Origin of the sequence: Belnapia moabensis DSM 16746 (genome assembly GCF_000745835.1) — a bacterium.
Classification (GTDB): domain Bacteria; phylum Pseudomonadota; class Alphaproteobacteria; order Acetobacterales; family Acetobacteraceae; genus Belnapia; species Belnapia moabensis.
Genome location: NZ_JQKB01000009.1, coordinates 16,791 through 37,801, shown reverse-complemented (window position 1 = coordinate 37,801; position 21,011 = coordinate 16,791). Strand labels below are relative to the sequence as shown.

At 70.8% G+C, this 21,011-nt stretch carries 22 protein-coding genes and 1 riboswitch; of the genes, 12 read left to right on the top strand and 10 right to left on the bottom strand.

Annotation, left to right across the window (positions count from 1 at the left end; translation table 11 throughout):
• Window positions 1-178 precede the first annotated feature (178 nt).
• Together EP26_RS07865 and EP26_RS07860 are read right to left on the bottom strand one after the other, a co-directional pair.
• Window positions 179-715 (bottom strand): RNA polymerase sigma factor, encoded by a 537-nt coding sequence (locus EP26_RS07865; RefSeq protein ID WP_052388931.1) that lies wholly within the window; start codon window positions 713-715, stop codon window positions 179-181.
• 141 nt (window positions 716-856) lie between these two features.
• Window positions 857-2,527: a formate--tetrahydrofolate ligase gene (locus tag EP26_RS07860; RefSeq protein WP_043337626.1), complete on the bottom strand. Its 1,671-nt coding sequence runs from the start codon at window positions 2,525-2,527 to the stop codon at window positions 857-859.
• On the opposite strand from EP26_RS07860, the gene EP26_RS07855 reads away from it, so the two are divergent.
• Both EP26_RS07855 and EP26_RS07850 read left to right on the top strand, forming a co-directional pair.
• Window positions 2,526-2,816 (top strand): DUF1289 domain-containing protein, encoded by a 291-nt coding sequence (locus EP26_RS07855; protein ID WP_245624323.1) that lies wholly within the window; start codon window positions 2,526-2,528, stop codon window positions 2,814-2,816. The genes EP26_RS07860 and EP26_RS07855 overlap by 2 nt on opposite strands.
• Before the next feature lie 80 nt (window positions 2,817-2,896).
• Complete coding sequence (locus EP26_RS07850) at window positions 2,897-3,544, top strand: OmpW/AlkL family protein (RefSeq protein WP_245624322.1); 648 nt, start codon at window positions 2,897-2,899, stop codon at window positions 3,542-3,544.
• A 22-nt stretch (window positions 3,545-3,566) separates the two neighbouring features.
• On the opposite strand, the gene EP26_RS07845 is transcribed toward EP26_RS07850, so the two are convergent.
• Together EP26_RS07845 and EP26_RS07840 are read right to left on the bottom strand one after the other, a co-directional pair.
• Entirely contained in the window at window positions 3,567-4,682 is a 1,116-nt protein-coding gene (locus EP26_RS07845) for a 2-aminoethylphosphonate--pyruvate transaminase (RefSeq protein ID WP_043337624.1), read from the bottom strand.
• A gap of 12 nt (window positions 4,683-4,694) precedes the next feature.
• Complete coding sequence (locus tag EP26_RS07840; RefSeq protein WP_043337623.1) at window positions 4,695-5,339, bottom strand: DUF1194 domain-containing protein; 645 nt, start codon at window positions 5,337-5,339, stop codon at window positions 4,695-4,697.
• A 70-nt stretch (window positions 5,340-5,409) separates the two neighbouring features.
• Here EP26_RS07840 and EP26_RS36750 point away from each other — a divergent pair, with 70 nt between their 5' ends.
• From EP26_RS36750 to EP26_RS07805, 7 genes are all read left to right on the top strand, one after another.
• The gene (locus tag EP26_RS36750) at window positions 5,410-6,366 is read left to right on the top strand and encodes a Bug family tripartite tricarboxylate transporter substrate binding protein (RefSeq protein ID WP_052388949.1); all 957 of its coding nucleotides are present in this window, start codon (window positions 5,410-5,412) and stop codon (window positions 6,364-6,366) included.
• Between the two features lie 48 nt (window positions 6,367-6,414).
• Window positions 6,415-7,149, top strand: coding sequence for an endonuclease III domain-containing protein (locus EP26_RS36745; protein WP_043337743.1), 735 nt, complete (start codon window positions 6,415-6,417; stop codon window positions 7,147-7,149).
• 28 nt (window positions 7,150-7,177) lie between these two features.
• Entirely contained in the window at window positions 7,178-8,389 is a 1,212-nt protein-coding gene (locus tag EP26_RS07825; protein ID WP_245624321.1) for a CaiB/BaiF CoA transferase family protein, read from the top strand.
• A gap of 5 nt (window positions 8,390-8,394) precedes the next feature.
• Window positions 8,395-9,189: an enoyl-CoA hydratase gene (locus tag EP26_RS07820; protein WP_245624320.1), complete on the top strand. Its 795-nt coding sequence runs from the start codon at window positions 8,395-8,397 to the stop codon at window positions 9,187-9,189.
• Window positions 9,190-9,349: 160 nt separating this feature from the next.
• Entirely contained in the window at window positions 9,350-10,006 is a 657-nt protein-coding gene (locus EP26_RS07815; protein WP_084112386.1) for an exopolysaccharide biosynthesis protein, read from the top strand.
• Between the two features lie 31 nt (window positions 10,007-10,037).
• Window positions 10,038-10,250, top strand: a riboswitch (cobalamin riboswitch).
• A gap of 146 nt (window positions 10,251-10,396) precedes the next feature.
• A complete protein-coding gene (locus EP26_RS07810) occupies window positions 10,397-12,343 on the top strand; it encodes a TonB-dependent receptor plug domain-containing protein (RefSeq protein ID WP_043337620.1) in 1,947 nt (648 codons plus the stop codon).
• Between the two features lie 11 nt (window positions 12,344-12,354).
• Window positions 12,355-12,672 carry a YnfA family protein gene (locus EP26_RS07805; protein WP_043337618.1) on the top strand — a complete coding sequence of 106 codons (318 nt, stop codon included), beginning with the start codon at window positions 12,355-12,357 and terminating at the stop codon, window positions 12,670-12,672.
• 4 nt (window positions 12,673-12,676) lie between these two features.
• Here EP26_RS07805 and EP26_RS07800 read toward each other — a convergent pair whose 3' ends face one another.
• Complete coding sequence (locus EP26_RS07800) at window positions 12,677-13,678, bottom strand: polyprenyl synthetase family protein (RefSeq protein ID WP_052388948.1); 1,002 nt, start codon at window positions 13,676-13,678, stop codon at window positions 12,677-12,679.
• A gap of 214 nt (window positions 13,679-13,892) precedes the next feature.
• Between EP26_RS07800 and EP26_RS07795 the strand changes: the two genes are divergently transcribed.
• Entirely contained in the window at window positions 13,893-14,105 is a 213-nt protein-coding gene (locus tag EP26_RS07795; protein WP_043337616.1) for a putative signal transducing protein, read from the top strand.
• On the top strand, window positions 14,102-14,842 hold the full coding sequence (locus EP26_RS07790) for a tRNA1(Val) (adenine(37)-N6)-methyltransferase (protein ID WP_043337614.1): 741 nt from the start codon (window positions 14,102-14,104) through the stop codon (window positions 14,840-14,842). The genes EP26_RS07795 and EP26_RS07790 overlap by 4 nt, the downstream gene beginning before the upstream one ends.
• Here the strand turns inward: EP26_RS07790 and EP26_RS07785 are convergent.
• The gene (locus EP26_RS07785) at window positions 14,835-15,116 is read right to left on the bottom strand and encodes a hypothetical protein (protein WP_043337613.1); all 282 of its coding nucleotides are present in this window, start codon (window positions 15,114-15,116) and stop codon (window positions 14,835-14,837) included. The genes EP26_RS07790 and EP26_RS07785 overlap by 8 nt on opposite strands.
• Before the next feature lie 83 nt (window positions 15,117-15,199).
• Window positions 15,200-15,883, bottom strand: coding sequence for an SCO family protein (locus tag EP26_RS07780; protein ID WP_043337610.1), 684 nt, complete (start codon window positions 15,881-15,883; stop codon window positions 15,200-15,202).
• A gap of 213 nt (window positions 15,884-16,096) precedes the next feature.
• On the opposite strand from EP26_RS07780, the gene EP26_RS07775 reads away from it, so the two are divergent.
• Entirely contained in the window at window positions 16,097-17,569 is a 1,473-nt protein-coding gene (locus EP26_RS07775; RefSeq protein ID WP_043337609.1) for a mannitol dehydrogenase family protein, read from the top strand.
• On the opposite strand, the gene EP26_RS07770 is transcribed toward EP26_RS07775, so the two are convergent.
• Genes EP26_RS07770 through EP26_RS07760 form a run of 3 tightly spaced genes read right to left on the bottom strand, consistent with a single transcriptional unit; the run spans window position 17,538 to window position 20,970 of the window.
• On the bottom strand, window positions 17,538-17,729 hold the full coding sequence (locus EP26_RS07770; RefSeq protein WP_157033438.1) for a hypothetical protein: 192 nt from the start codon (window positions 17,727-17,729) through the stop codon (window positions 17,538-17,540). The two genes, EP26_RS07775 and EP26_RS07770, sit on opposite strands and share 32 nt — an antisense overlap.
• Window positions 17,726-18,817, bottom strand: a complete 1,092-nt coding sequence (locus tag EP26_RS07765) for a PepSY-associated TM helix domain-containing protein (protein WP_043337606.1) — start codon at window positions 18,815-18,817, stop codon at window positions 17,726-17,728. Before EP26_RS07765 ends, EP26_RS07770 begins: the two co-directional genes overlap by 4 nt.
• A complete protein-coding gene (locus EP26_RS07760; RefSeq protein WP_169747371.1) occupies window positions 18,814-20,970 on the bottom strand; it encodes a TonB-dependent siderophore receptor in 2,157 nt (718 codons plus the stop codon). The genes EP26_RS07765 and EP26_RS07760 overlap by 4 nt, the downstream gene beginning before the upstream one ends.
• Between the last annotated feature and the right edge of the window lie 41 nt (window positions 20,971-21,011).

Below are 21,011 nucleotides of genomic sequence, written 5' to 3'. Positions count from 1 at the left end.
CCCCTGAGATGCAGACCGCCATGACGACATCCCGTCCACGCTCTGTCCAGGCGACGAGGATGGATGACGAGCAACTCGACGACCTGTTGCGGCGGGAGCTTCACAAGTCGCATGACTGGATATTGGAAGCGCCAGTGCCTCTGCGGTTGATCGAGATACTACGCGGAAAACCTGGCGGCTAACCTTCCTCGCCTTCCGAGGCGAAGTCGTTCGGGCTGCCGCCGATGCCTTCACGCAAAGCTTCCCGCGCCCGGGACAGGCGAGAGCGCAACGTGCCAGGTGGCACGTTCAGGATGCGCGCCGCCTCGGCATAATCCAGCCCCTCCACCACCACCAGCCAGAGCGCCTCGCGATGAATGCGGGCGAGCTTGCGGAAGGCGGTGGCGACATCGCGCATCGCCTGCCGCTCCTCCTGGCCGCCCGAGACGGGGGATTCGGGCAGCGTCTCCGCTTCCATGATCGGGCTACGCGAGGCGCGGCGGAGATTGGCCGCCCGCGCATGACGAAGGATGGTGAAGAGCCAGGCACGAAGATTGGTCCCCGGTTCGAACTGCTCGCGGGCCGAGATGGCGCGCAGCAGCGTCTCCTGCACCAGATCGTCGGCCGCATCGCCGCCGCGTGCGAGCACGCGGGCGAAGCGGCGCAGGCGGGGAATCTCGGCGGCGATCGCAGTCGCGAAGGCCTCCGTCCCGTTCGCGCTATCCTCCTCCTGCATGCGGTCCCCGTCATCCCCTGCGCAGCGTCAGCCGTCGATGGGGGCGGACACTAACCGAAGCCTGGACCGGGGTGGGAACGGGATGAGACACCCTTGCGTGTACCCACGTCCCTTCGCATGCACGCTTGCGTGGGGCGTGTGTCAAAAGAGCCCATCGATGGCGCCATCGGCATCGAGACCGATGGATTCCGCTGCCGGACGGCGCGGCAGGCCCGGCATCGTCATGATCTCGCCGCAGATCGCGACGACGAATCCGGCGCCTGCGGAAAGCCGCACGTCGCGCACCGGCAGCACATGCCCGCTCGGCGCGCCCATCAGGGTCGGGTCGGCGCTGAAGCTGTACTGCGTTTTTGCCACGCAGACCGGGACATGGCCGAAACCCATCTCCTCGAAGCGGCGCAATTTGGCCGCGACGCTGACAGGGACTTGAACATCGGCGGCGCGGTAGATCTCGCCGGCGATGCGGCGGAGCTTCTGCTCGAGCGGCAACTCGGGCGGATAGAGCGGGGCGAAGCGCGACGCGCCGGCCTCCATCCGCCGCAGCACTGCGCGGGCGAGATCGGCGGCGCCGGCTGCGCCATCGGCCCAGTGCGTGCAGAGCACCGCTTCGGTGCCGAGCGCAGCCATCGCCTCCTGCACGGCGGCGATCTCGTCACCCGTGTCGGTTGTGAAGGCGTTCAAGGCCACAACCACACTAAGCCCGAATTTCTGCATGTTCTCGACATGGCGGGCAAGGTTGACGACACTGCGCCTCAACGCGCCGACATCTTCGCGACCGAGATCGGCCTTCGCCACGCCGCCATGCATCTTCAATGCGCGCACCGTCGCAACAACGACGCAGGCAGCAGGCGCGATGCCGGCGGAGGTGCATTTAATGTCGAGGAATTTCTCGGCACCGAGATCCGCGCCGAAGCCGGCCTCCGTCACCACAACCTCTGCGAGCGAGAGCCCAAGCTTCGTCGCGGCGACGCTGTTGCAGCCATGCGCGATATTGGCGAAGGGCCCGCCATGCACGAGCGCGGGCGAGCCCGCCAGCGTCTGCACCAGATTGGGCGCGAAGGCATCGCGCAGCAGCGCCGCCATGGCGCCGTCCGCCTTGATGTCGCGCGCCGTCACCGGCTTCCCCTCGCGCGTGCTGCCGACGATGATGCGCCCGAGCCGCGCCTGCAGGTCGTCGAGGTCGGTCGCAAGGCAGAAGATCGCCATCACCTCCGAGGCGACGGTGATGTCGAATGCATCCTCGCGCGGATAGCCGTTGGCGACGCCGCCGAGCGAGTTGACGATGCCGCGTAAAGCGCGGTCGTTCATATCCATCGCCCGGCGCCAGGTGATGCGGCGCTCATCGATGTTGAGCGCGTTGCCCCAGTAGATGTGGTTGTCGATCATCGCGGCCAGTAGGTTGTTGGCCGAGGTGATGGCGTGGAAGTCGCCGGTGAAGTGGAGGTTGATCTCCTCCATCGGCGCCACCTGGGCATGGCCGCCGCCGGTGGCGCCACCCTTGACGCCAAAGCAGGGGCCGAGCGAAGGCTCGCGCAGGCAGATCATGGTGCGGGTGCCGAGCGCGTTCAGCGCGTCGCCGAGGCCGATGGTGGTCGTGGTCTTGCCCTCGCCGGCGGGCGTCGGGCTGATGCCGGTGACGAGGACGAGGCGGCCCGCCGGCTTCGCTGCCTGGCTGCGCAGGAAGGGCAGGTCCACCTTCGCCTTGTGCTTACCGTAGGGGATCAGCGCCTCGTCCGGGATGCCGGCGCGTGCGGCGATCTCACCGATCGGGCGGAGGGTCGCGGCACGCGCGATTTCGAGGTCGGTTGCCATGCGCGTTGTCCCTTCCGGCTGGATGATCGCGCTTATCGTCCCGGCCGCGCTCCTGCAAGCGGGATGGCGGCCCTATATGACCGGCATGGCGAGCCCCTGCATCGATATCTGCAAATACGACGAGGAAACCGGCTGGTGCCTCGGCTGCGGCATGACCCGCAAGGACAAGAAGCACTGGAAGAAGGAAAAGGACCGCCGGCCGGCGATCAAGGCGGAGTTGCCCGGGCGCCTCGATGCGATGGCCGCGGCCGGCCAGCGCGTCGGCAAGGCCGCCAAGAAAAAGAATTGATTCCGCGCAAGGCACGTTTCCGCTGCGGCGCCTAGGGTCCGCCCGCGCGGCATGGGCCGCCAGGGATGGATGTGACTGCGATGGCGAGGACGGTTGGGCTGGCGGCTGCTGCGGCGCTGGCAGCGATGATGGGCGTGGCGCAGGCCGAGGACGGCGTGCGCGGCAAGCAGGCTGGCGATATCGTGGTGGGGCTCGGCGCCATCGGCGTGCTGCCGAGCAATGGCGGGCATGTCGACGCCATCGGCGGGCATCCGCGCGCGAGCAACAGCGCGAGCCCGCAACTCGACCTCACCTATTTCATGGTGCCGAATGTCTCGCTGAACCTGATCGCAGCGAGCACGCAGCATGATGTCAGCGTGCGCGGCTCGGCACTCGGTAACCTCAATCTCGGCCATGTCTGGGTGCTGCCGCCGACGCTGACCCTGCAATACCACCCCTTCCCGCAGGCGCGGATCAGCCCCTATGTCGGCGCCGGCATCAATGTCAGCTTCTTCTACGGCGAGGGCGGCAGCCGGACGGCGCCAGTGCGGCGGGTGGTGGTCGATACCGCGCCCGGCTTCGCCTTCAATGCCGGCCTCGATTACGAGGTTTCCCCGCACTGGCTGGCGAATATCGACATGAAGAAGCTGATCCTGCGGCCGGAGGCGAGCGTGAATTCCGGGCTTGTGCATGCCCGGGTCAATCTCGACCCCTGGGTGGTCGGCGCCTCGGTGCGCTACCGCTTCTGAGGCAGGCCACGCACGAGGCGGTTCACGCCGCCTCGCGCTGCCGCACGCCGAGGTCTTCCAGCGCGCCGCCGATCGCAGCAACGGCACGGCGCATGTCCTCCGGCGTGACGGCGCCGATGCAGCCGATGCGGAAGGTCGGCACCGTGGTATTGTGGAAGTTGCTGATCAGCACGCCTCGCGCCTTCAGCGCATCGACGAAGGGCTGCAGCGCGAAGTGCGGATCGGCCGGCTGGTGGGTGGTGACGATCACCGGCCCCTGGTGCCGCGGCTCCAGATAGGGCGTGAGGCCCATGCCGCGTAGCCCATCGTACAGGATGCGGGCGTTCTCACGGTAGCGGGCGAGGCGGGCGGGTTGGCCACCCTCGGCATCGTAGAGGTCGAGCGCGGTGCGGAAGGCCATCAGCGCCTGGACAGGTGGAGTGAAGCGGAAGCTGCCCCACCCGGCACGCAGCGCATGCTGGTAGATATCCGAGAGGTCGAAGGACCAGGAGCCGGCATTGCCCGCCGCCGCCGTCACGCTGTCGACCCGCGCGACCGCGAAGCCGATGCCGGGCAGCCCCTCGAGGCACTTGCCCGAGGTGAAGAGCACCACGTCGATCTCCGGATGCGCCGAGAGGTCGACCGGCAGCGCGCCGAAGGCGGAGACGCTATCGAGGATCAGCCGCCGGCCATGCTTGCGGACCACGGGGCCGATCACCTCCGGGTCGTTCACCATGCCGCTGCCCGTCTCGTGATGCACCACGGCGACGTGGGTGATGGCGGGGTCGGCGGCCAGCGCCGTGTCGATCTCCTCTCCCGTGACTGGCCGGGTATCAGGTCCCGGCAGGGCGACGACCTGTCGGCCGCATTCCGTGGCGAGGCGCACGGCGCGGTCGGCATAGGCGCCATTCTGCGGGATCAGCACCTTGCCGCCGGCCGGGATGAAGGTGCGGATCGCCGCCTCCATGATGAAGTGCCCACAGCCCTGCAGCGGCAGGGTGGCATGCACCCCCTCCTGCCCCCCGGCGATGGCGCGGACGCGCTCGCGGATCTCGGCATAGACCGGGCGGAAATCGTTGTCCCAGGGGGCGATGTCCTGGGCCATGGCGGCGCGGGTCTCGGGACGGGTCTGCACCGGGCCGGGGATCAGCAGCAACATGAACAAGCACCTTCAAGCCTTGGTGATGTATACCCGATCCGCCCGCGACAACAGAAGGCCGCCGATTTCCCGTCGCAGCTTTTCCCGCATCGCGGCGGCGAAGGCGGCATAGTCCGGGCAAGCCATGGCGAAGCTCCCCGGCCCGCCGATCACCTCGGCGCGGTAGTGCTCCAGCAGGTCCGGCTCCTCGTTCAGCACCGCGAGGCCATTGATGGTGACGCCGGCCGCCACGCCGATATCGCGCACCGGCCCCGGCTCCCGCCCGCGGTTGTTCCGTCCATCCCCGGAGACGTCGAGGGCGAGGCGCGTTGCCTCGGCCGGGCAGCGGGCGAGCAGGGCGAGGCCCGCCGCCATCCCATCGCCCAACGCCGTGGCGCCGGGGCCGGGCAGGCGCGGGGCATTCTCCAGTGCGACGGCCATGGCCTCGGCGGCGGCAGGCCCGTCGATGCGGGCCCAGGGCACGGCCAGATCACTGCCAACCGACCAGAACAGGGCGCAGGCCGCGATGGCGCCGCGCGGGCCGGCGGCGCAGGCGGCGGCGATGTCGGGCTCCCGGAAGGCCCCGGCGAGGCCGCCGATCATCAGGCCGAACTCGTCGTAATTGACGCTCGCCGAGACATCGATGGCGAGGCAGAGGGCGAGGTCCACGGGCTCCATCCCGCAGCCATAGCGCGGGGCGGAACGACACTTCTATAGTGTGCGCCGCACTATGAAGGCCCTTCCGCCGATGCGACGCCGCACGCTGCTGACGCTACCCCTGCTCGCCAGCCCGGCGCTCGCCCAGTCTCCCTGGCCGAACCGGCCGATCCGCGCCGTCATCCCCTACACGCCCGGCGGCGCGACGGATGCGATGTCGCGGCTGGCGGCGCAGAAGCTCTCCGAACGGCTCGGCGTGCCCGTGGTGCCGGAGAACCGGCCGGGCGGCAGCGGCACCGTCGGCGGCGCGGCGGTCGCCCAGGCGGCACCGGACGGCACCACGATCCTGCTCACGGCATCGGTCCATGTCATGGGACGCCAGGTGTTGAAGAGCGTCCCCTATGACCCGGTGGCGGACTTCACCCCCATCGCCCGCACCGGGCAGGGACCGTTGTTGCTGGTGACCAACCCGGGGCGGCCCGAGGCGAGTATCCCGGCGGTGGTGGAGGCGGCGAGGCGATCACCCGGCGCCTGGAGCTTCGGCGTCTCGGCGCTCGGGGCGGCGGGGCACCTCGCCTCCATCGAGTTCAACCGGCGGGCGGGGCTCGACATCCCGATGGTGCCCTATCGCGGCTCGGCGCCGGCGCTGGCCGACATTGCGGCGGGCAACGTCCAGCTGATGCTGGACCCGATTCTCGCCACCCTGCCGCTGGCGCGCGGCGGGCAGGTGCGGGCCCTGGCCATCACCCGCGCGGCGCGAAGCCCCATTGCGCCCGAGATTCCGACCGTGGCGGAGGTCGGGATGCCCGGACTGGAATTCTTCTCCTGGTATGGCGCCTGGGGGCCGAGAGGCATGCCGGCGGAGATCGTCGGACGGATGAATGCGGCACTGCGCGACGGAATGGCGGAGCCGGCCGTGGTGCAGCGGCTGACCGAGCTTGGCTTCGAGCCAGTGCAGGAGAGCCCGGCCGAGTTCGCCGCCTATATCGAGTCGGATCTCCGGCGGAACACGGCGCTGCTCCGGGCAGCGAATTTCCAGCCGGAATAGGCATCCGGCGCGGGCCATGGCCGTTTTGAGGCGATGGCCCGGTCCCTTTTGCCCGATCCCACGAAATGTGCCCTGGCGCTGGAGGCGCACCGGCTGCTCTGCGCCGAATACGGGTGCCCGGTGAACTACTTCCACGCCCTCGACCCGGTCTCGGAGCTGGTCTCCTCCCTGCTCTCGCACCGGACCAAGAACCGCGACAGCGCCCGGGCCTATGAGAGCCTGCGCCGGACCTTCCCCGAGTGGGAGGCAGTGCGGGACGCCCCGGTCGCCGCGGTGGAAGCCGCCATCGCCGGCGTCACCTGGCCCGAGGCCAAGGCGCCCGCGCTGCAACGGACGCTGCGGGCGCTGACCGAACGGCGCGGCAGCCTCGACCTCTCGCATCTCGAAGCGATGGATGATGTGGAGGCGGAGGCCTGGCTTGCCGCCCTGCCCGGCGTCGGGCCGAAGACGGCGGCGGCCGTGCTCTCCTTCAGCAACCTGCGGCGGCGGGCCCTGCCGGTCGACAGCCATCACCACCGGGTGGCGGCGCGGCTCGGGCTGATCCCCGCCACCTTGCCTGTCGGGCCGTCGCATGCGGTGCTGGCGGCGCAGCTGCCGGCGGAGTGGGACGCGCAGCAGTTCTACGACAACCACCAGATGATGATGCGCCACGGCCAGCGCTGCTGCTTTTTCCGCGGACCGGCCTGCGGACGCTGCGTGCTGCTCGACCTCTGCCCCGAGGGGCAGGCGCGGCAGGCACGCCCAGCCTCCCCTGCCCTGGCCCTGCCGACGAACCCGGCCTAGTCTCCTCCGACCGCGGGGAGGAACGCCGATGCCCGAAAGTCCGATCGACCCGAAGCTGATGGCCGAGACCCGGCTGCCGCTCGCCGGCATCCGCGTGCTGGACCTGACCCTGGCCCGGGCCGGCCCGACCTGCGTGCGGCACCTGGCCGACTGGGGTGCCGACGTCATCCGCATCGAGCCGCCGAGCACCGCCGACGCGCTGGCCGGCGCGCGCGACGGGTTCGACAGCGTGAACCTCCACCGCAACAAGCGCGGCATCGCCCTCGACCTCAAGAACCCGGCCGGCCATGCCGCCTTCCTCAAGCTCGCGGCGACCGCCGATGTCGTCGTCGAGAACATGCGGATGCAGGTGAAGCACCGTCTGAAGATCGCCTATGAAGACCTGGCTCCGCTCAATCCGCGGCTGGTCTATGCCTCGATCTCCGGCTTCGGCCAGACGGGGCCCTATTCCAAGCGCGGCGGCGTGGACCAGATCGCCCAGGGCATGGGCGGGTTGATGAGCATCACCGGCGAGCCGGGGCGCGGGCCGATGCGCGTCGGCATTCCCATCAACGACCTGACGGCGGGCAACCTGCTGGCCTTCGGCATCATGCTGAAGCTCTTCGACCGGGAGCGGACGGGGCGCGGCGGCTATGTCCACACCTCGCTGCTCGAAGCCCAAGTTTTCATGCTGGACTTCCAGGCCAGCCGCTACCTGATGGATGGCGAGGTGGCTGGCCAGGCGGGCAACGACCATCCCGTCAACATCCCGATGGGCGTCTTCCCGACCTCCGACAAGCCGATCAACATCGCCGCCTCCACGCCCAAGCTCTGGACCAATTTCTGCAAGGCGGCCGGCCATGAGGAATGGCTCGCGGTGCCGGAATGGCAGACGCCCGGGGGCCGCAGCAAGGACCGCGCGCGGGTGAACGCCACCATCGCCGAGGTCACCCGCACCCAGCCGAGCGAATGGTGGATCGAGCGGCTGGAGGAGGCCGGCATCCCCTGCGGCCCGGTCAACGACATCGCCGAGGTCTTCGCCGACCCGCAGGTGCAGCACCTGGAGATGGCGATGCCGATGCACCATCGCAGCCGGGGCAACATCAATGTCGTCGCCAACCCGCTGAACATCGAAGGGCTGGAGACCGGCGTCTACCGCGACGTGCCGGCGCTCGGCGAGCATGGGGCGGAGATCCTGGCCGAGGCCGGGCTCTCCGAGGCTGAGATCGAAGAGCTGAAGGCCAAGGGGGCGCTCGGATGAGCCAAATGGAATTCGCCGCAGGGAAGATCCTCGCCAGTAGCGAGGGGGGCGTCGGCCGGGTGGTGTTCAACCAGCCCGAGAAGCGCAACGCCATGTCGGTCGACATGTGGAACGGCATGGCCGAGGCGCTCGACCTCTTCGCCGAGGATGCGGCGGTGCGCTGCGTCATCCTCCAGGGCGCAGGCGACAAGGCCTTCGTCTCGGGCGCCGATATCAGCCAGTTCGAGAAGAACCGCGCCAATGCCGATGCCCAACGCGAATACGAGAAGCTGACCAGCGCGGGCCGCGCCAAGCTCGCCGCCTATCGCAAGCCGGTGATCGCGCAGATCAGGGGCTTCTGCATGGGCGGCGGCCTGGGCATCGCCATGTCGACAGATATCCGCATCGCGTCCGAGGACAGCCAGTTCGGCATCCCGGCAGCGAAGCTCGGCATCGCCTATGGCTTCGACATGGTCCGCGCCCTGGTGGACCTCGTCGGCCCGGCCCATGCCCATATGATCCTGATGACCGGCGAGCGCTTCGACGCCCGCGAGGCAGAGCGGATGGGCCTCGTGAACAAGGTCGTCCCCGTGGACCAGCTGGAGGAGACAGTGGCGAAGCTGGCCGCGACCATGGCCGCGAATGCCCCACTCTCCCTCGGCACCAACAAGCAGACGGTGAAGGCCGTGCTGATGGACCGGTCGGAGCGGGACATGGCGAAGCTTCAGGCCGCCATGGCCGCCTGCTTCGACAGCAGCGACTACCGCGAGGGCCGGCGCGCCTTCATGGAGAAGCGCAAGCCTGCCTTCACCGGAGCGTAACCGTGCCGGGCACGCACCGGTGTCCAGCTTCGCGCGAAAATCCCGGTGCATGATGCGCATTCTTTCCCTAGGATGCGGCTGCCGTGACACACCCTTCCTCAATTGGGTGGCGGGCTGGGCTTCTCACGACGTCTGGGATCGAAGGGACCACTGACCGCACATGGATGGACACCTCGACGCGCCGCCGGTCGGCCTGCCGGCCAAGGAAAGCTGCGCGCATGGGGCAGGTGCCCCCATCTCCCGCATCGTGGCGGAGGTGGCCGCGCGGTTCCCGGGCGAGCGCATCACCCTCGGCGAGATGGCCGAGGCCTTCGGTGACCGCGCCTTCGGACTCCTGATCCTGCTGCTGCTGCTGCCCTCGCTGCTGCCGGGCATGGCCTCGGTCTTCGGCCTGCCGGTGCTGCTGCTCGGCATCCAGATGGGGCTCGGGCGACGGACGCCGAAGCTGCCGGCCTTCATCGCCCGGCAGAGCGTGAAGCGGACGGACCTGCTGCGGCTGACCGCCGGCGACTCCAAGTGGATGGCGCGGATCGAGACTTATGTGCGGCCGCGGCCGGGCTTCTTCACCTCGCCCTTCGGCGACCGCATCTTCGGCTGGCTCACCGCCTATGTGGCGCTGATGCTGATCCTGCCGGGGCCAGGCACCAACGGCCCACCTGCCTTCGGCAATATCGTCATGGCGCTCGGCCTCGTCGAGCACGACAACCGGGTGATGGCCTGGGGCGTCGGGCTGACCGTCGCCGGCTGCATCTTCGCCACGGCGGTGCTCACCATCGTCTGCTGGCTCGGCGTCCAGGCGCTGGGCTGGATCTTCTGATCCCGGCTGCCCACACCGGGCAATCCCTGCTAGGGAGCCGGCATGCGCCGGTGGCCTGCAAGGGCTGAAACGGGAATGCGGCAGGCGGGGGCAGCCCCGCCGGTCCGCGGCTGCCCTCGCAACTGTGGGCGGTGAGGCCTTTCCACAAGCCATTGCGCCCCGCGGAGTGCGAGAAGGCGGAAAGCCCAGGGGGCCCAGGCCCCGCACCGCGAGCCAGGAGACCGGCCGACGCAGAGTTGTCTCGCGCGTGCCGGGCGGGGGTGCACCGGCGCACCGGAACCATGGGGCACCGCGGCCCGCGGCGCCTCTCCGATTGCGGGAACGACGTCCGCCGCCCCGATCCGGCTCGCCGGGCCGGGGCCCTGTCGTCACGCGCACTCGGAGGACCCGATGCGACGCCTGTCCCTGTTCCTGGCGAGCGGCCTGGCCGCCCTCGCCACCCACGCCCGCGCCCAGACCGCTATCCCCGACACCATCGTCACCGGCACCCGCATACCGGCCCCGGCCGAACGCGTGCCCGCCGCCGTCACTGTCATCACCCGCCAGCAGATCGAGGAGCGGGGCTACCAGTCGCTCGCCGAGGCGCTGGTCTCCGTGCCGGGCGTGAGGCTGGCGCCGCTCGGTGGCCTCGGGGCGCAGACCACGGCCTTCCTGCGCGGCAATTCCGGGCGGGCGGTGCTGGTGCTGCTCGACGGCGTGCCGCTCAACGACCCGGCCGAGGCCAGCGGCGCCTTCAACTTCGGCAATGACCTGCTCTTCGACATCGAGCGGATCAAGGTGCTGCGCGGCCCGACCTCCGCCCTCTACGGCTCCTCGGCGGTCGGCGGCGTCATCAACCTGGTGACGCGGCGGGCGCCGGCCGACCGCGCCATCCAGCCCTATAGCGAACTGGCCGGCGGCACGCAGCGGACGCTGCGTAGCGGGCTTGGCGCGACGGGCACGGTCGGCGCCTTCGACTACCTCGTCTCCGGCCAGTCGGTGTCGACTGAGGGGTCGAATGCCACGGCGCCGCGCTTCGAACGCTCGCTCGGCGAGCGGGACGGCTTCCGCGGCGGCTTCGGCACGGCGCGGCTCGGCTGGACGCCGGCGGAGGGCAGCCGGGTGGAGGCGCTGCTGCGCTGGCGGCAGACTAATTCCGGCCTCGACGACATACCCGACGACGACCCGAATTACTCGGGCGAGGACCGCCGGTACTACGGCCAGCTTCGCGGCCAGACCCGCCTCCTCGACGGGGCCTGGACGACCGGGCTGCGCGTCGCCGCCACCGAGGACCGGCGCGCCTATTCCAACCTGCCGGACCGGCTCAGCAGCGCTACCACCCGTGACTTCTACCGCGGCACGCGCACGACGCTCGACTGGGGCAACACGGTGCGGCTGCCCGCCTTCGGCACCCTCGATGACGGGGCGCTCGGCTTCGGCCTGACCCATACAGGCGAGGAGGCGCGGAGCCGCAGCGGCGGCGCCGGCTTCCAGACCCTGGTGGATGCCAGCCAGCACAGCACGGGCGGCTATGCGACGCTGCAATACCGCGCCTTCGGCCGGCTCGACCTGACGGCGGGGCTCCGCCACGACGCGACCACGGGCTTCACCGACGCCACCACCTGGCGGGTCGGCGCGGTGCTGGCGGTGCCGGAGATCGCCTCGCGGCTGCGGGTTTCGGCGGGCACGGGCTATGCGGCGCCCTCGCTCTATCAACGCTTCGGCGTCATCACCGGCTTCTTCCGCGGCAATCCGGAACTCCGGCCGGAGCGCTCCACCGGCTGGGAGATCGGCAGCGAGACGGACATCCCCGCCTTCGGCCGCGCCAACTTCGCCACGCCGAGCTTCACCTATTTCCAGAGCCGGGTGCGGGACCTGATCAACTTCGATGGCGGCTTCAGCACGCTGGTGAATATCGACCGCGCCCGCATCCATGGCGTGGAGCTGGGGCTGACGCTGCGGCCGGCCACCTGGTTCGAAACGACGGCTGCCTGCACCATCACCGAGGCCTTCGACGCCGTCACCGACCGGCGGCTGCCGCGGCGGCCCGAACATGTGGTGAGCATCACCGCACGGGTAGCGCCGTTGCCGAAGCTGGTGATCGCGCCGACGGTGCTCTTCAACGGGCGCAGCCCGGAGGCGGCCTTCGCCTCCTATGACAACGGGGGCAACAGCTACACCTATGCCCGCAGCAACCCGGCCGGGACGCTGGTGAACCTCACCGCCACCTGGCAGGCCTTCGAGCAGGCAGCGGTTTTCCTTGAGGCGCGCAACCTCGGCAACAGCCGGTGGGAGCCGGCGAACGGCTTCCTCACGCCGGGGCGGAGCCTGCTGGTGGGCACGCGCTTCGCGCTGTGAGAGAGGGGAGCATGATCGCCCCTCTCGCCTATCCCGCCGCGGCGCTGGCCGAGATCGGCGGCTGCTTCGCCATCTGGTCGGTGCTGCGCCTCGGCGCTTCGTCCTGGTGGCTGGCGGTAGGGATGGGTAGCCTCGCCCTCTTCGCCTGGCTGCTGACGTTGGTGGAGGCAGAGGCGGCGGGGCGGGCCTTCGCCGCCTATGGCGGGGTCTATATCGCCGCATCGCTTGGCTGGATGTGGGCGGTCGAAGGCGTGGCGCCCGATGGGCGGGACCTCCTCGGCGCCCTGTTATGCCTGGTCGGCGCCGGAGTGATCCTGGCCCGTCCCTGACGGCCTACCGCGCCCGGGCGATGCAGAAGGCGACAATGCCCGCCAGCGCGCGGCGTACCGGGCTGTCGGCGAAATGCCCGAGCGCCTCCAGCGCCGCATCGCCATAGGCCTGGGCACGGGCGACGGTGTCGCGCAACGCGCCATGACGCTGGATAAGGGCCTGAGCGCGGGCGAGATCTTCCGACCCCTGCTCCTTTTCCTCCAGCGTGCGGCGCCAGAACTTCCGCTCCGCCGCATCGCCGCGCTCGAAGGCGAGCAGCACGGGCAGGGTGATCTTGCCCTCGCGGAAATCGTCGCCGATGGTCTTGCCGAGACGCTCCTGCTCCGCGGCATAGTCGAGCGCATCGTCCACTAGCTGGAAGGCGATGCCGAGGTTGCGGCCATAGGCCTCGAGCGCCGCCTCCTCCGCCTCCGGCCTCTCGGCGACGACGGCGCCGATGCGCGTCGCGGCGGCGAAGAGCGCGGCGGTCTTGCCTTCGACCACCTCTAGATACTGCGCCTCGGTCGTCGTTGTGTCGTTCTGGGTGGCAAGCTGCAGCACCTCGCCCTCGGCGATGGTGGCGGCGGCCTCGGAGAGGATGGCGAGCACCTTCAGGCTGCCATCCGCGACCATAACCTGGAAGGCGCGGGCGAAGAGGAAGTCGCCCACCAGCACGCTCGGCTTGTTGCCGAACAGCGCATTGGCGCTCGCCTGGCCGCGGCGAAGCGAGCTCTCATCGACCACGTCGTCATGCAGCAGCGTCGCGGTGTGAATGAACTCGACGCAGGCGGCGAGCGCCACGTGGCGGTCGCCGCGATAGCCGCAGAGTTGGGCGGCGGCGAGGGTCAGCAGCGGCCGCAGCCGCTTGCCGCCGGCGGCGACGATATGCGCGGCAAGCTGCGGGATGAGCGCGACCGGGCTGTGCATGCGTTGCACAATCAGCCGGTTGCAGGCTTCGAGATCGGCCTGGACCAGTGTGGTGAGCACCGTCAGCGCATCCTCGGCGCCCTCATCGCTCGCCGGCATGGTCACAGAGGAATCGTCCGGCACAGCACGCGCAACCGCTGCCACTTCGCTTGAATCCTGGCTCCGGGTGGGCAAGGCCTCTCGGCGGAATCGCCTGGACGCCCCGTTTCGCCCGCCAATACAAAGGCCGTGGCGGGGCCGCCGCGGCGGCCGGCACCATAGCCATGCGGGCAGATGGCGGCAAGCGCAGGAAAAACAAGGATTTGACGGCACTATGCGGCTGATCGCCCAGGGCGTGGACCCGGTTCGCCTCAGTTTCCTCATGGCTCTGCTGCGCGATGCCGGCATCGGCTGCGTGCTGCTCGACCAGCATATCAGCGCGATCGAAGGCGGGATCGGCGCCTTCCCCCGACGGCTCGCCGTCGCCGAGGAGGACTGGGAGCGCGCCCGCCGCGTGCTGCAGGAGGCGGGCGAGGAAGCAGGGTGAGCGAGGACTGCACGGAGGACCTGCTGCTCGGCGGGCGCGTCCGGCTGCGGCAGCCGCGGCGGGGGCTGCGGGCGGGGCTGGATGCGGTGCTGCTCGCCGCCGGCATCCCGGCCCGGCCCGGCCAGGTGGTGCTGGAGGCCGGCTGCGGCAGCGGGGCCGCCTTCCTCTGCCTCGCCGCGCGGGTGCCGGGGCTCCGCATTATCGCGCTGGAGCGGGATGCCGGGCTGGCGGCGCTGGCGCGCGAGAATGCCGCCACCGCCGGCCTCGCCGCCGAGGTGATCGAGGGCGATGTGCGCGACCGGGCGCTGGCCCGACGGCTGCCGTCTTGCGACCATGCCTTCGCCAACCCGCCCTTCTGGCCGGGCGGCACCCCGCCGCCGGAGCCCGGGCGCCAGGCGATGACGCATGCGGCGGGCGAGGCGGCGGGGCTCGAGGATTGGGCGCGCTTCCTCGCCGCACCGCTCGCCCGACGGGGGACGCTCAGCCTGATTCTGCCGGCGGCGCGGCTCGATGCCGGGATGGCCGCGCTGGCCGGGGCGGGCTGCGCCGGGACGCTGCTGCTGCCCTTCTGGCCCCGCGAGGGCGTCGCCGCCAAGCGGATGCTGCTCCAGGCCCGGCGCGAGGGGCGCGGCCCGGCACGCATCGCCCCGGGCCTCGTGCTGCACGGGCCAGGCGAGGGCTTCAGCCCGGCGGCGGAGGCGGTGCTGCGCGACGCAGCCCCTCTCCCAATCAGCTGATGTTGGTGTCCGGGTGGCGCAGGTGCCACAGCCGCTCATGCGCCGCGACCAGGCTTTCCATGTTGCGGCGCCGGTTGGTGTCGGGCGAAACGGGGCGGCGGGTCAGCATCATCTCGAGGATGCGGAGAAGCTGCTCCGCCACCTCGTAATCGCCTTGGTCGCAGGCGTGGTGGAAAGCGATCAGGATCTTGTCGGACAGCCGTCGGCTGTGCCGCGGTGCGGCGCCCCGGCCTGCCTCCCTCGTGCCGTCCTGATCCGAATCGTCATCCGCCATGCGTCGTCTCCGCTCGCGGCCGGCGGACCGGCTGCAATGAACAGGTTAACAAATTTTCCCGGGCTCGGGAATCGTGCTTTGGCTCATCCGGTGGGGCGGCCGATCTGCGCGGCGATGGCAGCGGCGATAGCCTCCGGGCTCTGCTCCGGGCGGAACAGGCTGCGGACCTTCGCATCCGGCCCGACCAGGTAGATGAAGCTCGAATGGTCCATCAGGTAGTCCGTCATCTCCGGCCGCTGGACCTTGCTGTAGTAGACGCGGAAGCGCCGCGCCGCCTCCGCCACCTGCTCCGGCGTGCCGGTCAGCCCCTGCATCCGCGGATGGAAGCGGCCCACATAGTCGGTCAGGTGCTCCGGCGTGTCGCGCTGCGGGTCGACGGTGATGAAGACCGGCACGACCTTCGCCCCGGCCGGGCCGAGCTGGTCGAGCGCGGCCGCCATGGTGCCGAGTTCCGTCGGGCAGACATCCGGGCAGAAGCTGTAGCCGAAGTAGATCAGCATCCACCCACCGGCATAGTCGCGCTCGGTGACCGGCTTGCCGGACTGGTCGGTCAGGCTGAAGGGGCCACCGAGGGCGAGGCCCGCCGGCAGCTGCACCCCGCCGGAAGAGACCGGCCCCGCCTCGCCGCCACCCGAAGCGCCGCCGAGCAGCGCGACGAAGGCCTCGCCGACGCTCTGATTCGGCGCGCGGCTGACCCAGGCATAGGCCCAGGCACCGCCGAGCAGCAAGGTCAGGCCGAGGACGATGAGGCGGATTGCACGCAGCATACGTCTCCATAACCCTCGCCCCGCGGCACCGCCAGGGGGGTTCAGCCCCTGACAGCGCGCTCCACCACCTCAGCCAGGCGCTGCAGCCCGAGGCAACTCGCAGCAGGCCCATTCCACCGCCTCCGGCCGCTTGCCGATCGTGGCGGATGCGCCAAGACTCCGCCGCGCGGCGGCCGTGGCGATCATCCCCGCACAACAGGAAAGGACGGCGCCATGGAACTGAACCGGGCCACGCTGCGCACCCTCCCCTCTAGCCTGCGCATCCCCTGCTACGATCCGGCCGCCGTCACGGCCGGCATCCTTCATCTCGGCCCCGGCAACTTCCACCGCGCCCATATGGCCCGCTACGCGCACGACCTGATGGAGCGCCACGCCGATGCGCTCGCCTGGGGCATCCTCGGCGCCGGGCTGATGTCGTCCGACCGGTGGGTCGTGGACGCGCTCGCGCCGCAGGACGGGCTCTACACCCTGATCGAGCGGGGCGATGGCGAGGAGCGCGCCACCGTCATCGGCTCGCTCGCGGGGCTAACCTTCGCCGGCGAATCATCCGCCGCCCTGCTGCGGGCGATGGACGCGCCCGCCATCCGCATCGTCAGCCTGACCGTGACGGAGAACGGCTACTGCATCGACCGCGCAACCCGTCGCCTCGACCCCGCCAATCCGCTGATCCAGGCAGACCTCGTCGCCCCCGAGGCGCCGCGCTCCGCCATCGGCGTCATCGCCGAGGCGCTGCGCCGCCGCCGCCAGGCCGGCGCTCCCGCTTTTACGGTGATGTCCTGCGACAACCTCCAGCACAATGGCCAGGTCCTGCGCGACGCCGTGCTCGCCTTCGCCGCGCTGCGCGACCCGTCGCTCGCCCGCTGGATTGAGGACAACGCCGCCTTCCCCTCCACCATGGTGGACCGCATCACCCCCGGCACCACGGATGAGGACCGGCAGTCGCTCGAAGCCCGCCACGGCCTCCGCGACCGCTGGCCGGTGCCCTGCGAAACCTTCCGCCAATGGGTGATCGAGGACCGCTTCGCCGCCGGTCGCCCGCCCTGGGAGGAGGTGGGCGCACAGCTCGTCCCCGATGTCGGCCCCTACGAGTTCATGAAGCTGCGCCTGCTGAACGCCAGCCACCACACCATCGCCGGCCTCGGCGTGCTGCTCGGCCACGCCCATGTCTCCGACTGCATGGCCGATGCCGACCTCGCCGCGCTGATGCGCGCCGTCATGGACCGCGAGACCGGCCCGACCGTGCCGCCCGTCCCGGGCATCGACCTCGACGCCTACAAGGACTCGGTGACGGCGCGCTTCGCCAACCCCGCCATCCGCGACACGCCCGGCCGCATCGTCGCGGACGGTTCGCCCAACATCGTGCTGGAGCCACTGCACGACCGGCTGCGCGCCGGCCAGCCGGTGGACCTCCTCGCCCTCGCCATCGCCGCCTGGATGCGCTGCGCCCGTGGCGAGGACGAGGCAGGCCGGCCGGTCGCCCTCCGCCACGCCCTCGCCCCGCTGCTGCGGGAACGCGCGGCGGCGGGCGGCCCGGACCCCGGCCCCCTGCTCGCGGTCGAAGCCGTCTTTGGCGACCTCGCGGCGCAGCCGGCTTTCACCGGGCCGCTCCGCCACTGGCTGCAATCCCTCTATGCCTCGGGCGCCCGCGCCACCCTCAGCGCGGCACGCGCGCGCCTGGGCTTCTGACCCGCCGCCCCGCCCACCAGGCGACGAGCAGCGGCAGCACCAGGGCCAGGCTGGCGACGGCGTCCCAGACGCCGTCCCTCATCAGCCCGCCCAGCAGCGCGGCGGCGGAGAGCACCGCCAGCACCGCCGGGATGCGCCACACCCGCGGCCGCGCCCTCATGCCGCCGCCCCGCGCCGCCGGCGCCACCACAGCCACAGACCGCTGCCGAGGATGACGATGGTGGCGATGTCGAGCACCGCCCAGGCGATCTTCAGCGCGAGCCCGCCATAGTCACCGAAATGCAGCGGCTGCGAGACCAGCAACGCCGTCACGTACCAGGGCGGGGCGCGCAGGTCGGTGAGCCGCCCGGTTTCGGCATCGACCAGTGCCGGGGTCAGCAGCCGGTGGGTGAGCGGCGTGTCGCCGCGCAGGAAGACGGCATAATGGTGCCCGCTCGAGAACATGGTCTGCGGCCAGGCGACGAAGAACGGTTTCCGGTCCGGCGCCGCGGCCCGCGCCGCCGCCACCGCCGCCTGCACCGAGCCCGGCTCCACAACCGGCCGCTGCCCGCGCCAGGGCTCCACCATCTCGGCCAGCTGGTCCGCCCGCCAGACCGCGAGCACCTGCTCCGCCAAGGTGTTGACGACGCCGGTCGCGCCGACCACCAGCACCCAGCTCAGCGTGACGATGCCGAGGATATTGTGCAGATCGAGCCAGCGCAGCCGCCCGCTCCGCCCGCGCCGCACCGTCCCGAACTCGCCATGCCGCGCGAAGGGGCCGTAGAGCACCGCGCCCGAGACGGTGGCGATGACGAAAAGCAGCCCCATCGCGCCGAGGCACAGCTTGCCGGGAATGCCGGCGAAGAGGTCCGTGTGCAGCCGGAGCATCCAGTACATGAAGCCCTCGTCGCGCGGCTCGTCCAGCACCAAGGCGGTGCGCGCATCGATCACCACCGTGCGCAGCTCCTGCGGCGGCGAGGTCGGGGTCGGCGCCAGGCTCAAGTAGAGGATGGCCGGGTCGTCCTCCTCCCAGATCAGGTACTGCACCACCTCGCCCGGCCGCTGCGCCCGGGCCGCGCCGACGACGCGGTCGAGGTCGGCCATCGGCGTGCCCTCCGGCATGGCCGGCGCCTCCACTTCGGCCCCCGTCAGGTGGCCGATCTCGTGGTGGAAGATCAGCGGCAGGCCGGTCAGGCAGAGCAGCAGCAGGAAGACGGTGCAGACCAGGCTCGACCAGGTATGCAGGCGCGACCAGGCACGGATGGTCACCAGCGCTTCACCAGGCTGGCGAGCACCGTCCGGCGGTTGCCGTAGAAGCACGCCGTGTCGCTGGTGCAGCGCGCGACATAGGCGGTGTCGAACAGGTTGTTCGCGGTGACGGCGAGCTGCGCGCCGGCGAGGGCATTGCCGAAGCGCGAGAGGTCGTAGCGCAGCGCCGCATCCACCAGCGTCACCGAGGGGACGACGTTGTGCGCCGCATTGCCCGTCGTGCTGTTGCCGAGGAAGCGCAGCCCGAGGCCGGCGCCGAGGCCCGCCAGCCGCCCGGCCTCCTCGCCGAAGGTCTGGTCGGCATAGAGGCCGGCCCCCGTCGCCGGCACGCCGGCCGGGCGGTTGCCGCGCTCCTCAGGCGCGCCCTTGGTGATCTCCGCATCGAGCGCGGTGAAGGAGCCGATGAGGCTGAGCCCACGCGGCAGCCGCGCGACGCCCTCCAGCTCCACGCCCCGCACTCGAATCTCGCCGCTCTGCACCTGGAAGAGCGGGCTGTTCGGGTCCGTCGTCAGGCTGTTCGTCTGGGTGATCTGGAAGAGCGAGGCCTGGACGAAGCTGTCCCGCCCCGGCGGCTGGTACTTGATGCCGACCTCGAATTGCTCGCCCTCGCGCGGCGTGAAGGCGCGTCCGGCGGCAGTCGTTCCCGGCGTGGGCAGGAAGGAGGTGGACCAGCTCGCATAGGGCGCGAAGCCGCCCGGCGCGAGATAGACGAGCCCCACCCGCGCCGTCGTCGCCGAATCGCTCTGCCGCTGCGTGCCGCCGCCGATGCGGTCGAGCGTGCTGCTCTCCACCCAATCCTGCCGCACGCCCGCCGTCAGCACCCAGCGCTCGCCGAGGCGCACCTGATCCTGCGCATAGAGCCCGTATTGCGCGGTGTTCTGCCGCGTATTCGTCCCCGCCGCGGCAAGCGGCACCGGCGAGCCATAGGCCGGCCGGAAGACGTCGAGGCTCGGCGCGCTGCCGAAGGCCTGCGGGTTGGAGATCCGCACCGTCGAGTAGTCGAAGCCGGCCAGCAGCCGGTGCCCGGCCGGGCCGGTCGTGAAGCGGAACTCCGCCTGGTTGTCGACCTGGAAGCGGTCGATATCCGGCGTCGAGAGGAAGCCGATGCGCCCGAGCGTCCGCTCATCTGCCAGCAGCCCGATGCCGACGGTCTGCCGCCAATTGATCCCCGAATGCGCCCAGCGCATGTTCTGCCGCAGCGTCACCGCGTCGCTCAGCCGCCGCTCGAACTCGCTGCCGATGCCCCATTGGGTGATGTCGTACTTGTCGAAACCCGACTCGCCGACGAAGCGCCGGGTCGGGATGCGGCCGAAGGCCGTCTCCCGCACCGTGCCCAGATAGGGCAGGAACTGCGCGCCCTGGGTGCGGTCGCGCTGGTAATAGGCGTGCAGCGTGAGGCGCGTGTCCTCATCCGGCCGCCAGGTGATGGCCGGGGCGATGAAGGCCCGGTCATTGCCCACCTTGTCGATCTGGCTGTCCGCCAGCCGCCCGAGCCCGGTCAGGCTGTAGGACCATTTGCCGTCCCGGTCGAGCGGCCCGCTGCTGGTGCCTGCCGCCTGCGCCCGGCCGAAATCCCCGGCGGTGAGGCGCATCTCGCCCTGTGGCGTCTGGGTCGGCCGGCGCGAGACCTGGTTGATCAACCCGCCCGGCTGGATTTGCCCATAGAGCACCGAGGCCGGACCGCGGACGATCTCGAAGCGGTCGAGGCCATAGGGCTCGTAGGCGCCCGCGGCGAAGCCGACGCTGTAGCGCAGCCCGTCGAGGTAATAGCCGTTGTCCACCGCATCGAAGCCACGCAGCAGCAGGAAGTCGGCGCGTGGATCGGGCCCGTAGCTCTCCGCCCGCAGCCCGGCCTGGTAGCGCACCGCCTCGCCCAGGCTCTGGGCCTGGAGCGCGTCGATGGTCGCCCGCGGCACGACCGAGACGGATTGCGGCACCTCGGTCAGGCGGGAGGCGCCCTTGGTGCCCGCGGTCTCCTCGCTGGCGACGAATCCACGCGGGGGCTCCGTGGCGCCGAGCGCCGGCCGGCCGGAGATCGAGAGTTCCGGCAGGCGGACCGCGGCATCATCGGCGCTCTGCGCCCAGGCGGGGCCGGCAAGGGCGAGATGGGTCAGCCCAAGGCAAAGCAAGGGCAGGCGGCTGCGAGCGGACAAGGAACAACCCCCGGAATGGTTTGAAGCGCCATTAATGAGAG